A 14197-nucleotide genomic window follows, 5' to 3' on the forward strand; every position below is an offset into this window, starting at 1 on the left:
AACCCGAATGACGATCAGAAAAGTGCTCTTTTCTGCCTGCCTGCTGTTGCTGGCAAGCACCACTGTCTACGCCGAAACCCTGAAGATCGGCCTGAATTACCCACAGACTGGCCGCTACAAGGATCAGGGCCTGCAGCAGCGCCTGGGTGCCTTTCTGGCGGTTGACGAAATCAACGCGGCCGGCGGCGTCATGGGCCGGCAACTGGAACTGGTAATCCGGAATACGCGGGGCGAACCGGCCCGGGGCGCGAAAAACACCGCAGAACTGATCGACCGTGAAGGCGTCGAGATGGTTTTCGGGGGTGTTTCCAGTGCCGTGGCCATTGCTTCGGGCAAGGCCGCCCGGGATCGTAACCGGGTGTACTTCGGCACCCTCACCTACTCAAACGCGACCACTGGCGCCGAAGGGCATTCCCATATGTTCCGGGAACCCTACAACGCCTGGATGACCGCCAAGGTGCTCAGCCAGTACCTGAAGACCAACCATCAGAACGACGAGTATTTCTACATCACCGCCGACTATACCTGGGGCTGGTCGGTGGAAGAATCCGTCCGGAAATTCTCCGGCACCGAAGACACCGAACGTCATAAGGGTGTAAAAACCCCGTTCCCGAGAGCGCTGATTACCGATTTCCGGGACGCTCTTGAGCAAGCGAAAGCCAGCAATGCCAAGGTTCTGATGATGGTGCTGTTCGGCGACGACATGGTGCGGGCCCTGAATGTTGCCTACGAGATGGGGCTCACCGAAAAGATGCAGATCGTGGTACCCAACCTGACCCTGGGCATGGCCCGACAGGTTGGCCCCACTATCATGGAAGGGATCGTCGGTGGCTCGCCATGGGTCTGGAACCTGCCCTACGAGCGGAACTATCCCCGCGGCAAGGAATTCGTGGAAGCCTTCTCCAAACGCTACGAGATGCGCCCCTCCACCGCGGCTGCGTCAGCTTACAGCATCGTGTACCAGTACAAGGACGCCGTGGAGCGAGCGGGCACTACCGACACCGCCGCCATCATCAAGGCCCTGGAAGGACACCGGTACACCTTCCTGAAAGACGAGCAATACTGGCGTGCGTTTGACCACCAGAACATCCAGACCGTGTATGTGGTCAAGATCAAGCCACGGAACACCATCGTGGCCGACGAGTACAGTTCCGATTATTTCAGCATCATCGATTCCATGCCCGGCGACCAGGCCGCCCAGACCCGCGAAGAATGGGAAGCACGTCGACGGGAGGCCGGCAAACCCACCAGGCTTTGATCTTTAGCGGCACCGACCATCAGAACAGATAATCGGTGCCACTCCCGGCTAGCGGCCGCCCGCTCATCCCCTCAGTTGATCTCACACTCCGACACGACAAGACCCGACGCCTCAGCCAGCGCCCCGGCAATGGTGCCGAACTCGTCCGCATGCAGGGAGGCGCCGCCAATCAGCCCGCCATCGACATCGGCCAGACTGAACAGTTCAAAGGCATTGGCCGCCTTCACGCTGCCCCCGTAGATCACCCTCAGTTGCTGGCTGATATCATCGGATGCCTCTGGCGCACTGTTGGCGATGAATTGCCGGATCTCCTGGTGCACCCGGGACACCTGCTCCGGCGTTGCAGTCTTCCCCGTACCAATGGCCCAGACCGGCTCATAGGCGATAATCCCGTTCGCCATGGCGGCCAGCCCGACTTCATCGATAACCGCCTGCAATTGCCGCTCAATAACCAGCCCGGTCTGGTTTGACTCCCGCTCTGCCAGAGTTTCGCCAACACAAAGCACCGGTGTGAGCCCGGCGGCCAGAACAGACCGGTATCGAGCGGCAACCTCCAGACTGCTTTCGGCAAACAGCGCCCGACGTTCGGAATGGCCTACCAGCACGTACCGACACCCCATTTCCTGGAGCATGGTGGCACTGACCTCCCCGGTATAGGCGCCGGATACAAAGCTGGAGGCATTCTGTGCCCCCAGGGCTATGCCGGTGTAGCCGAGCAGATCCCGAACCTGGAACAGATAGGGGAACGGCGGGCAAACAGCCAGATCAATTGTCTTGCGGAACATTCTCAGCCGGGGCAGCACACGCACCATCAGTGCCTGGTTGGCGTGCAGGCTGCCGTTCATCTTCCAGTTACCAATCAGAATCGGTTTTCTCATGAGGTCTCTCCCGAACAACGGCGTCAGGTGTCGAGGGCGCAACGAATCGCACCGACACCGGGATAAAATGCATGGTTACCCAGGTCCTGCTCGATTCGCAGCAGGCGGTTGTATTTGGCCACCCGGTCTGAGCGGCAGAGCGAGCCGGTCTTGATCTGTCCTGACCGCGTTGCCACGGCCAGATCCGAAATGAAGGTATCTTCGGTTTCGCCGCTGCGGTGGGAAATAACAGTCGTGTAGCCGGCATCCTGCGCCATGCCGATGGCATCCAGGGTTTCTGTCAGGGTGCCGATCTGGTTGAACTTGATCAGAACCGAATTGGCAATGCCCTTCCTGATGCCCTCGGAGAGGATGCCGGTGTTGGTGACAAACAGATCATCACCAACCAGCTGTACCCGCTCCCCGAGCTTTTCGGTCAGTTGCTTCCAGCCATCCCAGTCGCTTTCATCCATTCCATCCTCGATCGAGGCAATCGGGTAATGCATGGCAAGATCGAACAGGTAGTCCGCAAACTCTCCTGAGGTGAATCGTTTACCGGCCCCCCTGAGGTGGTAAAAGCCTTCCTCATAAAATTCGGATGCGGCGCAATCCAGCGCCAGGACAACGTCCGAACCCGGCCGGTAACCCGCCTTCTCAACCGCTGAGAGGATAAGATCAAGCGCTTCTTCGCTGGAACGAAGGTTGGGGGCGAAACCCCCTTCATCGCCAACAGCGCTGGACAACCCGTTCTTGCGAAGCAGTGACTTCAGGGCATGAAACGTCTCTACACCCATTCTGAGCGCTTCGCTGTAACTGGGCGCCCCGACGGGCTGGATCATGAACTCCTGGATATCCACATTGTTATCGGCGTGGGCACCGCCGTTGATGATGTTCATCATGGGTACAGGCATCACGCCCGGGCCAGTGCAGCCATATAGCTCAGCCAGGTACCTGTAAAGCGGCTGCTGCCGGTAGTTCGCGCCGGCATTGGCAATTGCCAGAGAAACCGCAAGGGTGGCATTGGCACCCAGTTCTGATTTGTTGGGGGTGCCATCCATGTCACACATCAGACGGTCGATAACCAGCTGGTCGAAAACCACCCGGCCTTCCAGTGCCGGCGCGATGCGTTCGTTAACAGAGCGGACAGCCTGAAGTACGCCTTTGCCGTTATAGCGCCGGCTGTCGCCATCACGCTTTTCCAGGGCCTCCCGGCTGCCTGTCGACGCCCCGGATGGCGCCCGGCCCTGCCCGACTACGCCGTTACGGAGCTCAACGTCCACTTCCACTGTGGGGAATCCCCGGGAGTCCAGAATTTCCCGGGCGGTGACTGTTTTTATATGTTCCATAGCGTCGTTCCTGTTACATCATTGTTGTTTGCAATTTTTTTGGATAACGAACCTAAATGACATCTTAATATTCGTAAACGAACATCATCAAGCGAAAAAAACCGCCAATCAGACAGATTCGTTATATGGAATCGAAAATTTGCCCTTGACTGGTTTCGTCAGTGCACCCGAAAGCGAGCCATCAGTGACTCAATATTCGTCACCGAATGCTCCAGTCGATCACAGGTGGTGACCAGTTCGTCAATTCTTTCGAGGCTTTCAACCGCCGAGGCACTGATGTCTGTGACCTGCCGCGCCACCGACTGACTGACCGTTTCCTGCTCATCCATGCCGTGACGGATATGCTCAGCCCCCTGGTGGATCCGCCCCATCACCGAGCCAATCCTGCCAGCCCCGTCCGAGACGCTGGCCATGAGCCCACGCACTGATCGAAGCTGATCGAAACTGGCGTCCATTGAGCTCACCGAATCCGAGGCTTCCCGTTGCAGATCCTCCACCAGATTACGAATGGTATCGGTACTTTCGGTGGTCTTCCGTGCCAGGCCCCGAACCTCATCAGCAACCACGGCAAACCCGCGACCGGCATCCCCGGCCCGAGCCGATTCAATGGCGGCATTCAGGGCCAGCAGGTTGGTCTGGTTGGCAATATCGTCAATAGCCTCGGTTATCCGTCCGATATCAAGGGATGCCTGTTCAAGCTGACGCAGTTTTCCAGCGGTCTGCTCCGCCTGATTCTCCAGGCCTGCCACACAATCCATACCCCGGGCGGCCGCTGCCAGGTTATCTTCCACCTGCTGGTTAACCTCGCCAACCAGGTCATGAGTATCCCGGACGGAACCGGCCACCTCCCTTGCCGAGGCCTCCATCTGGGTCATCGCTGCGGCAATCGCGCCTAGCTCATCTGACTGGCTCCGGATACGCTCGTTAAAGTCCCGGGCAAACCTGGCGTTACCCGATGCGATCACCGATATGTCGGAGCCAGCCTGCTGCAAGCTACCCAGCACGGTCGCCATTGCCTCTGATAAACAGTTCACGGAATTCTTCAGGTCGACAAACTCGCCCCGGGCCGGAAATTCCAGTACCCGGGAGTAATCGCCCTCGGCCATTGCTGACAGGTGTTCCTGGGTCGCCTGAAGCGGACGGCTGATCATCCGTCCGAGCCTGAAAGAAATTGCCAGAGCAACAAGAACCACCACGGGCAGCAGCCAGTAAACAAGCTGTTCCGAATCAAGCGCAGTTGCATCCAGCGCGAATACCGAAGCGCTCGCTCGGTCCGCGAGGGCATTGCCTGCCTCATCCAGCTCTGAAGCCATTGCCGTGAGAATTCCCTCGACCTCCCCGGCCGTTCTTGCAAGCTCAAGCCGGCTTTGCCGATAGCCGGAGTACTGGCTGATAATGCCGGCATCGTCATTCACTGCCTGCAGAAACCTGCTTACCAGCGGCGGCAGCCCCTCCAGGCGCGGCACCTCCGCCACCAGAGCCGATATATCCTGCTCAAATGTCCGGGTGTTGAAGCGGAGGTTCTCGATGATGGTATCCAACTGCCGCGCATCTTCGGTGCTGACCATCTGCATGATCAGCAGCTCGATGTTGGCCAGGTTTTCCATCACCGTGGTGAACAGGTCGCGGATGTATATATCCCGGCCAGCCGGTTCTGTACCCTCGAGCACCAATGTTCGTTTCATCTCCCCATTGTTGGCGAGGAACTCACTCAGGCCGGTGTTCACTGCTTCCGACATGGACAGCAGCCGCGCCTTGAGCGCGACCAGGGCCTCAGACGAGCGTTCCAGCTCAGCCAACTGGCCACGCGCGTTTTCGCTCACCGACTTCAGTTCAGGAAACATGGCCGTGGGAGCCGACACCGCAAGGGCACCAATACTGTCGTTCAGCTCATTCAAAGCGCTCTTGAGATTCGCGGACCGGTCCGTCAGCGACTGCGGTTGTTCAGCGGAAACGACTTCCACTGCGTACTTTCCTGCAGCCGAGCGATGGGCCTCCATTTCCTGAATCAGTCCGCTGAGCGGAAACACATCCGTTGTCAGTTTGTCGGTGGTTCCTGAGAACGCCGACATGATGCTGATATTGAATGCTCCCCAGCAGACAATAATCACGCAAAGCAGGCCGAAGCCCGCGTACAAGCGATGGATTACGGAGATTCTGTTCATAGGACACACCCTTCCCGCCATACGTCTGCGAAGGCGGGCCAAACGGTAGAAAAAGGGCCGGCAGGGCTTACCCCGGGAGGGGTTACCTTGAAATGCTTTAAAGGGGGGGGAACTATAAGCAACCGGCCAAAACCCACCGTGACAACGGTGCTCTGCCTGCCGCAACTGAGGGACCTGTTGCGGCAGGCATTGCTCTTCAGGAAATCAGCTCGCCTTAGCGGGCCTCTTCCCAGGTTTTCAGCAGTTCGTCATAGGCAACCGTCTTGCCTTGCGGCTTCTCGTTAGCCAGTTTCGGCTTGGGCGCACCCGGCTGATCCAGCCAGTATTGCGGGTCGCGTGGCTCGTTCAGCTTCGGACCACAGGTCGGCTGAACACTGGCACGCTCCAGGCGCTCCATAACCCGGTCCTGGGCTTCCGCCAGACCATCCAGGGCTTTCTGCGGAGTTGCCTCGCCGCTGGCAGCCTGGGCAATGTACTGCCACCAGAGCTGAGCCAGCTTGGGATAATCAGGCACGTTGGTGCCGGTTGGCGACCACTGAACACGGGCCGGGCTGCGGTAGAACTCCACCAGGCCACCCAGTTTGGGCGCCAATTCAGTCATCGCATCGGAATTGATATCAGATTCGCGGATCGGCGTCAGACCGGCGATGGTCTTCTCCAGGGAAACCGTCTTGGAAACCGTGAACTGGGCATACAGCCAGGCGGCCAGGCGGCGCTTCTGCGGAGTCGACTTCATGAAGGTCCAGGAACCCACGTCCTGATACCCCAGCTTCATGCCCTCTTCCCAGTAGGGTCCGCGGGGCGACGGCGCCATGCGCCATTTCGGGGTGCCATCTTCGTTCACCACTGGCAGACCGTCTTTGATCATGCTTGCGGTAAACGCGGTGTACCAGAAGATCTGCTGGGCAATGTTACCCTGCGCCGGCACCGGGCCCGCTTCCGAGAAGGTCATGCCCTGGGCTTCGGGAGGCGCGTACTTTTCAAGCCAGTCCACGTATTTCTGGGTTGCGTAGACAGCAGCGGGGCCATTAGTTGCGCCACCACGGCTGACACTGGAGCCAACCGGATGACACTCGTCAACACGGATGCCCCACTCATCCACCGGCAGACCATTTGGCAGACCCTTGTCGCCGGCACCGGCCATGGAGAACCAGGCATCGGTAAAGCGCCAGCCCAGTGACGGGTCCTTCTTGCCGTAGTCCATGTGGCCGTATACACGCTTACCGTCGATTTCTTTCACATGAACCGAGAAGAACTCGGCAATATCCTCATAGGCGGACCAGTTGACGGGCACGCCCAGCTCGTAACCGTAGATTTCCTTGAACTGTTTCTTCAGGTCCTCACGCTCAAACCAGTCCGCACGGAACCAGTAGAGGTTGGCGAACTGCTGGTCCGGCAATTGATACAGCTTGCCATCCGGGCCGGTGGTGAAATCCAGGCCAATGAAATCGTCGAGATCAAGCGTTGGCAGGGTCAGATCCTTGCCTTCGCCCTTGATGATGTCCTCCACCGGGAACACCTTGCCATAGCGGAAGTGGGTACCGATCAGGTCGGAGTCATTAACCCAGCCGTCGTAGATATTCCGGCCGGACTGCATCTGGGTCTGCAACTTCTCGATAACGTCACCTTCCTGAATCAGCGTGTGTGTCAGGTTGATGCCGGTAATTTCAGAGAAGGCCTTGGCCAGAACGTTGGATTCGTATTCGTGCGTGGCAATGGTTTCCGAAACAACGTTGATATCCATGCCGCGGAACTGCTTCGCAGCTTCGATAAACCACTTCATTTCTTCCATTTGCTGTTCTTTGGTCAGGGTCGACCGCTTGAACTCCTGATTCACCCACTTTTCAGCCGCATCCGTGTACTGATCAGCGCTGGCCTGCAGGCTTGAACCCATGCCTACAGCACCTATGGCGGCACTCAGAAGCAGGGCTCCAGGATATTTATTGTTCTTGAACATATCCAACCTCGTTCGTCTTGTTTTGAGTGGAACGAATCACCGGGTGCTCCGTTCCGGTTGCATAGCGCCTTCGAGTCGCTATCCGTTGAAGCCGGAACCGATCAATGATCGATTCCGATCATGCCTTAGAAAATAGTTCGTTTTCGAAATCTTTACAAGCTTTTTCGTCTTGAATTCATACCCGGATGTTCGGTTTGACACAACGCCCGGGCACACCTTCTGTTCAGCCCCAGCGCATCAGCACAAGAAGCCAGATCACCGAAACGGCTAACGCGATCCAGAGCGTGATATCACTGACCGCAAGGAAGGTCAGATGGATATAGGCCGCGGAAAGCAGCCCGATAAACAGCCTGTCCCCGCGGGTGGTCGAGATCGGCAGAAAGCCCTTCCGTTCGGTGCACGGTGAAACAATTTCGTACACGGTCATGATCGCCAGTATGGTTGCAATCACAGAGAAAAAAATCGCCACGGACGGAGTCCAATTCATCCAAGCAAGCATGTTCATTCTCCTTTTTTATACCCGTCCGAGGGCGAACCCGGTGGCGACATGGTTACGAACGAACCAGATCACCAGGATTCCGGGAATGATGGTGAGCGAGCCGGCGGCCGCCAGCACACCCCAGTCGATACCGCTGGCACCCACTGTTCGCGTCATCACCGCACCAATGGGAATGGCATCCACCGAGGTCAGCGTTCGGGCCAGCAACAACTCCACCCAGGAAAACATGAAGGCAAAGAACGCCGTGACCCCGATTCCGGAGCGGATCATCGGCAGAAAAATCTTCACGAAGAACCTGGGAAAGCTGTATCCATCAATGTAGGCCATCTCGTCGTATTCGCGAGGCACCCCGGACATGAAACCTTCCAGGATCCACACCGCCAGTGGCACGTTGAACAGGCAGTGCGCCAGCGCCACCGCGAGATGGGTGTCGAACAGGCCTATGGAGGAATAGAGCTGGAAGAACGGCAGCAGGAACACTGCCGGCGGCGCCATCCGGTTGCTCAGCAACCAGAAGAACAGGTGTTTGTCACCCACGAACTTGTACCTGCTGAAGGCATAGGCAGCAGGCAAAGACACCAGCAGGGTGATCACCACGTTCATGGAAACGTAGATCATCGAGTTGATGTAGCCGTTGTACCAACTCGGATCCGTGAAAATGACCTCATAGTTGGCAAGGGTAAAATCCTCAGGCCAAAGAGTCAGGCCACTGAGAATTTCCTGGTTGGTCTTGAATGACATGTTCAGCAACCAGTAGATCGGTGTCAGCAGGAGCAGGATAAAAATCGTGATCCCGACGTTCTTGGAACGCGTCTGTTTCATCACAGTCTCCTTATTTTTCTTTGTCGGCAGCAGTAATGGCGGTGAAGAACAGCCATGAAATCAGCAGCACGATCAGGAAGTAGATCAGCGAGAAGGCCGCTGCCCGGCCGAGGTCGAACTGGCCGACCGCCATGGTGGTCAACGTCTGGCTCAGGAAGGTGGTTGAGCTTCCGGGGCCGCCGCCGGTCAGAACAAAAGGCTCGGTGTAGATCATGAAGCTGTCCATAAAGCGCAGCAACACGGCGATGATCAGAACATTCTTCAGGCGCGGTAGCTGGATGTAACGGAACACCGCCCACCTGGAGGCACGGTCAATCTCCGCGGCCTGGTAGAAGGCTTCCGGAATCGCCCTCAGGCCGGAGTAACACAACAGGGCCACCAGGGGTGTCCAGTGCCAGACATCCATCAGCAACACGGTCAGCCAGGCATCCAGGGTGTCACCGGTATAGTTGTAATCAAACCCGATCGCGTTCAACGCCCAGCCGAACAGGCCAATATCGCCGCGGCCGAAGATCTGCCAGATGGTGCCCACCACGTTCCAGGGAATCAGCAGCGGAATCGCCAGCAGGATCAGGGCCAGGGACGCCTTGATGCCTGATTTCGGCATCATCAGTGCCACCCCGATGCCGAGTGGAATCTCGATCAGCAGTACCGCACCGGAGAAAATGAACTGCCGCAGGAGGGACTCCTGAAGCCGCTCATCATGGAGAATGATTTCGAACCATTCGGTACCAACGTAATAGGCGTTACCGGGCCCGAAAATATCCTGTACCGAGTAGTTGACCACTGTCATCAGTGGGATCAGCGCCGAAAAAGCCACCAGCAGGAAGACCGGAAGGACCAGCCACCAGGCGCGATTGTTGGGAATTTTGACCATTATTGTTGCTCCTTGATCAGGAACTCATCCACGTAGAGCATCAGCCACTGCTTGGGAAACGACAGATGCACCACCCCGCCAATTTCCGCTTCAAATTCTTCGTTCTGGCGGGCTTTCAGCGTTTCGTGGCCGAGTTCGACGGTGACAATCTTGTAAGTGCCCAGATCTTCGACATCGAGGACTGTAGCCTCAAAGGTTTCATCAGTGGCCTGATCAGAAACCTCGACAAACTCCGGGCGTATGCCGATCTTGAGATTGCTGGTTTTCTGGCGTTGCAGAACCTCCACCTGCCATTCATCCAGAGGCACCACGATGCTGCCGAAACAGACACCGCGCGGGCAGCGCTGTACCTCGATCAGGTTCATGCCGGGGCTGCCGATGAAGAAGCCCACAAAGGTGTGGTTCGGCCGCTCAAACAGCTCGGTCGGGGTTCCGAACTGAACGATTTGGCCGCCGTACATCACCGCGATCTTGTCGGCGAACGTCGAAGCCTCCAACTGGTCGTGCGTGACATAGACCATGGTGATGTCGAATTGCTCGTGAATCTGCTTCAGCTTGCGCCGGAGTTTCCACTTGAGCTGGGGGTCGATCACCGTCAGCGGTTCATCGAACAGAATGGCGGATACGTCTTCCCGGACCAGGCCACGCCCCATGGACACCTTCTGCTTTTCATCGGCCGTGAGATTCTTGGCCTTCTTGTAAAGCTTGTCCTGAATTTCCAGGACTTCGGCAATTTCGTGAACCCTCGCCTTGACCCGGGACGCTTCAACCCCGTTGTTCCGCAACGGAAAAGCCAGGTTATCGAACACGGTCATGGAGTCATAGATCACCGGGAACTGGAAGACCTGTGCAATGTTCCGGTCCCTGGGGGACAGTTCGTTGACCCGCTTGCCATCAAACAGAACGTCCCCCTCCGACGGCTGAAGCAGGCCGGAGATAATGTTCAGCATGGTGCTCTTGCCACAGCCGGACGGGCCCAGCAGCGCGTAGGCTCCGCCCTTATCCCAGACATGATCGAGGTGCCGGATAGCATAATCATCCGGGCCGTCCGGCGTGTCACTGTAACTGTGAGCGAGTGATTTCAGTTGAATCTCAGCCATCAGGCAGCCCTCTTTGATGTCTCGGACGGGGTGTGCACCAGCTGTTCATTGCTGTCGAATACGAACAGCTTGTTGATCGGCAGATAAATCTTGATGGGTGAACCGGTCCGGTAGGAATGCACACCCATCAGTTGAGCGACCATCTCGAAATGGCTGTTCTGGACGTGCATGAAGGTCTCGGAACCACTGATGTCGCTGAGCTCAACCTCCATCGACATTTCCAGGTCGTCATCACTGGTGGGTACCAGGCCGATGTGACTCGGCCGGATGCCGAACCAGTAGTCCCCGGGCGCGAGCTTCGACAGTTCCCGGGTCAGGCCGTGGTGCGAGTATTCATCGAAGGTGACCTCGGTATCGGTAACTCGGCCGCGAATCATGTTCATTGGCGGCTCGCTGAACAGCTCGGCTGCCAGAGTGTTGGTGGGCGCCCGATAGACACTCATGACCGGCCCGGTCTGAACCACGCGGCCCTCATGCAGGAGCGTGGTGGTTCCCCCAAGAGCGAGTGCCTCGTTGGCCTCCGTGGTGGCATAGACCGCAATACACTGGCGCTCCTGGAACAGTTGGCGGAGCTCCGACCGCAGCTCTTCCCGGAGCTTGTAGTCAAGGTTCACCAGGGGTTCGTCGAACAGCACCAGCGTGGCATCCTTGACCAACGCCCGGGCCATGGCACACCGCTGCTGCTGGCCGCCCGACAGCTCCAGCGGATAACGCTTGAGCAGAGGGTCAATCCGGAGCATCGCGGCGGTTTCCCGAACTCGACGTTCGATCTCACTGTCCGGCATTTTCGCCAGCCGCAGCGGCGATGCGATGTTCTCAAACACCGTCAGGTTGGGGTAGTTGATAAATTGCTGGTAAATCATCGAGATGTTCCGCTGCTGGACAGCCTGCCCGGTAACATCCTCGCCGTTATAGACAAGGCGGCCTTCGGAGGGCTTGTCCAGCCCGGCCATCAGTCGCATCAGAGAGGTTTTACCAGCCAGTGTGCGTCCAAGCAGAACATTGAATGAACCTGCCTCGAAGGTCAGGTTGGCATCCCGGATGTAGTCGACACCGTCGACCTCACGGGAGATATTCTCCAGTGTTAAGGACATAGGCTTTCCTTGTTGTTCTTGTGGAAACTCGCTCCGGGTGCTCAGTCGGCATCCCGGAAATTCGATTTCGAATCCCATTACGCAAGGCGTGTACCAGTTTTCACATACCCTTAGGTATTTTTACCTATCGCGTTGTTTTATAAGATATTATCTCTAACCCGTAATTTCTCAACCGAAAATTTATATGTTCGTTTAGCAATACTTTGTTCAAATTGAACATTGACGTGAACAGTGTTTGCACAGATGATTGAACAGGTGACAGCGGGGTGTTGACCGGATACCCGGAAGGTATAGCCGCAAAAAACAACAAACGAACACCAGAGTAAGACCGGATGAGAAAAAACGAATACTCCGATTACCGACGCGTGATCGCCGACTCCTGGAACCGCTGCATTGCATGGGGCCTCAGCCATGAACATGAACCGGCGGCTCCCGAACCGGAGGCGGGGCGGCTGGAGGAAATTCAGCGCCTGCATGGCGAGTTACTTGCGGTGACCGAAGCCGAGGTACTGCCCTACTACCGGAACGTGCTCGCCAACAGCCGCTGCCTGATTCTGCTTGCCGATCAACATGCCACGGTGCTGAATAGCTGGGGTGACGAACGCATTACGGAAACCCGCCTGAAGCCCTGGTTCCAGAAAGGTGCCAACTGGCAGGAGCAGAACTGCGGGACCAATGCCATCGGGACAGCGATTGCCATCGGCGCACCGGTCCAGATCAAGCGCAACGAGCATTTCCTGAAGGCCAACCGCAGCATTATCGGCTCCGCCGCCCCGATTTTTGATGCCCACCGGCAAATTGCCGGCGTTCTAAGCGTTTTCAGCGACGCTTACCTGCCCCAGGCTCATACCCTGGGCATGGTTCGCCTGCTTTCCCAGTCTGTGGAAAACCGTCTGATCAGTCGCCAGTTCGGCCCGGACCATTTCCAGATAACGGTCAATACCACCGCCGACAACTTCGACAGCCCCTGGTCGGGTATCCTTGCCAGCGACGACTCCGGGCGGATTATTGCCAGCAACCAGCGGGCGGATCAGTTGCTTGGAATGCCAACGGTCAATGCACGCCTGGATGAATTGTTCACCACCCATCGAAACCATATTCTTGGTTATCGCGAACAGGAGCCGCTGCAGCTGACAACGCGGAGCAAGGTTCGGCTGAGCGCCCGAATAAAGCGGCCGTCTCTGCCAGAAAAGCCTCCGGAGCGAACGCAACAACCATCCGGGACCGGCAATACCGTGCAGAGTGGGCTCCAACCCGACATAGACCACCTGGAGTTCGGCGATTCGGCCGTGAAGCGCTGCGCCACCCAGAGCCTCAAGGTACTTGAGCGCGGCGTGCCGGTGCTTATTACAGGAGAAACCGGGGTGGGAAAAGAAGTCCTGGTCAAGGCGCTGCACCAGGCCTCGCACCGCAAGGATCAGCCCCTGATGGCGGTAAACTGCGCCGCCATTCCACCGGAGCTGGTGGAGTCGGAGCTGTTCGGATACGAGCCCGGAGCCTTTACCGGAGCCCGCGCTCAGGGCTCCCTGGGCTTTATCCGGAAGGCTCACAAGGGCATTCTGTTCCTCGATGAAATCGGCGAAATGCCGCTTTCGGCACAGTCCCGCCTGCTGAGGGTTTTGCAGGAACGGGTTGTCACTCCGGTCGGTTCCACAGAGAGCGTTCCCGTCGATATCCTGCTGGTAACCGCCACCAACCGCCCCCTCAATTCACGCATTGATGATGGCCATTTCCGCGCTGACCTCTACTACCGCATCAATGGCTTGTGTGTGGAGCTGCCATCACTCCGGCACCGGGCCGACCGGCGACGCCTGATACAAAACATCTATGCCCGGCACCGGGATCCCTGCCAGGCGGAAGAGCTGTCTCCGAAGGTGCTGTCGGCGCTTGAAAACCATCCCTGGCCGGGCAACATCCGCCAACTGGTGAATGTACTTCGGGTGGCCGTGGCGATCGCTGACGGTGAAGACATTCAGGTCTGGCACCTGCCAGAGGACTTCCTGGCCGAATTCGATTCGGCGGCGAACAGCGAGACCAGCCCGGAAACCCGAGCGCAGGCAGAACACACCGGCCAGGCGGAAGCGGACCCGCTGGCCCGAACGCTGCAGGTCTATCACAAGTACACCGGGAATATATCCCAGGCAGCCAGAGAGCTGGCGATCAGCCGGAACACCCTTTACAAGCGGCTTCGGGAACTTGGAGTTCGCTAACCACGCCAGGGC

At 57.6% G+C, this 14197-nt stretch carries 11 protein-coding genes; 2 read left to right on the plus strand and 9 right to left on the minus strand.

Features of this window, described 5'->3' with window-relative positions:
• Positions 1-7 precede the first annotated feature (7 nt).
• Entirely contained in the window at positions 8-1258 is a 1251-nt protein-coding gene (locus msub_RS04775) for a substrate-binding protein (RefSeq protein ID WP_048494956.1), read from the plus strand.
• A gap of 71 nt (positions 1259-1329) precedes the next feature.
• Here the strand turns inward: msub_RS04775 and tpiA are convergent, their stop codons facing one another.
• The 9 genes from tpiA to msub_RS04820 all read right to left on the minus strand — a co-directional run bounded on the left by tpiA (position 1330) and on the right by msub_RS04820 (position 11975).
• Positions 1330-2136: a triose-phosphate isomerase gene (gene tpiA / locus msub_RS04780; protein ID WP_048494957.1), complete on the minus strand. Its 807-nt coding sequence runs from the start codon at positions 2134-2136 to the stop codon at positions 1330-1332.
• 23 nt (positions 2137-2159) lie between these two features.
• Positions 2160-3461: a phosphopyruvate hydratase gene (gene eno / locus msub_RS04785; RefSeq protein ID WP_048494958.1), complete on the minus strand. Its 1302-nt coding sequence runs from the start codon at positions 3459-3461 to the stop codon at positions 2160-2162.
• Positions 3462-3619: 158 nt separating this feature from the next.
• The gene (locus msub_RS04790; protein ID WP_048494959.1) at positions 3620-5626 is read right to left on the minus strand and encodes a methyl-accepting chemotaxis protein; all 2007 of its coding nucleotides are present in this window, start codon (positions 5624-5626) and stop codon (positions 3620-3622) included.
• 214 nt (positions 5627-5840) lie between these two features.
• On the minus strand, positions 5841-7583 hold the full coding sequence (locus msub_RS04795) for an ABC transporter substrate-binding protein (RefSeq protein ID WP_048494960.1): 1743 nt from the start codon (positions 7581-7583) through the stop codon (positions 5841-5843).
• A 223-nt stretch (positions 7584-7806) separates the two neighbouring features.
• A complete protein-coding gene (locus msub_RS04800; RefSeq protein ID WP_048494961.1) occupies positions 7807-8082 on the minus strand; it encodes a DUF2160 domain-containing protein in 276 nt (91 codons plus the stop codon).
• A 15-nt stretch (positions 8083-8097) separates the two neighbouring features.
• Positions 8098-8904 (minus strand): carbohydrate ABC transporter permease, encoded by an 807-nt coding sequence (locus msub_RS04805; RefSeq protein ID WP_048494962.1) that lies wholly within the window; start codon positions 8902-8904, stop codon positions 8098-8100.
• A gap of 10 nt (positions 8905-8914) precedes the next feature.
• Positions 8915-9781 (minus strand): carbohydrate ABC transporter permease, encoded by an 867-nt coding sequence (locus tag msub_RS04810; protein WP_048494963.1) that lies wholly within the window; start codon positions 9779-9781, stop codon positions 8915-8917.
• A complete protein-coding gene (locus tag msub_RS04815; protein WP_048494964.1) occupies positions 9781-10881 on the minus strand; it encodes an ABC transporter ATP-binding protein in 1101 nt (366 codons plus the stop codon). Before msub_RS04815 ends, msub_RS04810 begins: the two co-directional genes overlap by 1 nt.
• Positions 10881-11975 (minus strand): ABC transporter ATP-binding protein, encoded by a 1095-nt coding sequence (locus msub_RS04820; RefSeq protein ID WP_048494965.1) that lies wholly within the window; start codon positions 11973-11975, stop codon positions 10881-10883. Before msub_RS04820 ends, msub_RS04815 begins: the two co-directional genes overlap by 1 nt.
• A gap of 332 nt (positions 11976-12307) precedes the next feature.
• Here msub_RS04820 and msub_RS04825 point away from each other — a divergent pair, with 332 nt between their 5' ends.
• Positions 12308-14185 (plus strand): sigma-54-dependent Fis family transcriptional regulator, encoded by a 1878-nt coding sequence (locus msub_RS04825; protein ID WP_048494966.1) that lies wholly within the window; start codon positions 12308-12310, stop codon positions 14183-14185.
• Positions 14186-14197: the final 12 nt, after the last annotated feature.

It is taken from the genome of Marinobacter subterrani, assembly GCF_001045555.1.
In the GTDB taxonomy this organism is placed as follows: Bacteria; Pseudomonadota; Gammaproteobacteria; order Pseudomonadales; family Oleiphilaceae; genus Marinobacter; species Marinobacter subterrani.

Bases quoted from the DNA above. Each gene is read 5' to 3' on its own strand.
- msub_RS04825 (WP_048494966.1), top strand. From the start codon at position 12,308: ATGAGAAAAAACGAATACTCCGATTACCGACGCGTGATCGCCGACTCC.
- msub_RS04820 (WP_048494965.1), bottom strand. From the start codon at position 11,975: ATGTCCTTAACACTGGAGAATATCTCCCGTGAGGTCGACGGTGTCGAC.
- msub_RS04795 (WP_048494960.1), bottom strand. From the start codon at position 7,583: ATGTTCAAGAACAATAAATATCCTGGAGCCCTGCTTCTGAGTGCCGCC.
- eno (WP_048494958.1), bottom strand. From the start codon at position 3,461: ATGGAACATATAAAAACAGTCACCGCCCGGGAAATTCTGGACTCCCGG.
- msub_RS04775 (WP_048494956.1), top strand. From the start codon at position 8: ATGACGATCAGAAAAGTGCTCTTTTCTGCCTGCCTGCTGTTGCTGGCA.
- msub_RS04790 (WP_048494959.1), bottom strand. From the start codon at position 5,626: ATGAACAGAATCTCCGTAATCCATCGCTTGTACGCGGGCTTCGGCCTG.
- tpiA (WP_048494957.1), bottom strand. From the start codon at position 2,136: ATGAGAAAACCGATTCTGATTGGTAACTGGAAGATGAACGGCAGCCTG.
- msub_RS04815 (WP_048494964.1), bottom strand. From the start codon at position 10,881: ATGGCTGAGATTCAACTGAAATCACTCGCTCACAGTTACAGTGACACG.
- msub_RS04810 (WP_048494963.1), bottom strand. From the start codon at position 9,781: ATGGTCAAAATTCCCAACAATCGCGCCTGGTGGCTGGTCCTTCCGGTC.
- msub_RS04805 (WP_048494962.1), bottom strand. From the start codon at position 8,904: ATGAAACAGACGCGTTCCAAGAACGTCGGGATCACGATTTTTATCCTG.
- msub_RS04800 (WP_048494961.1), bottom strand. From the start codon at position 8,082: ATGCTTGCTTGGATGAATTGGACTCCGTCCGTGGCGATTTTTTTCTCT.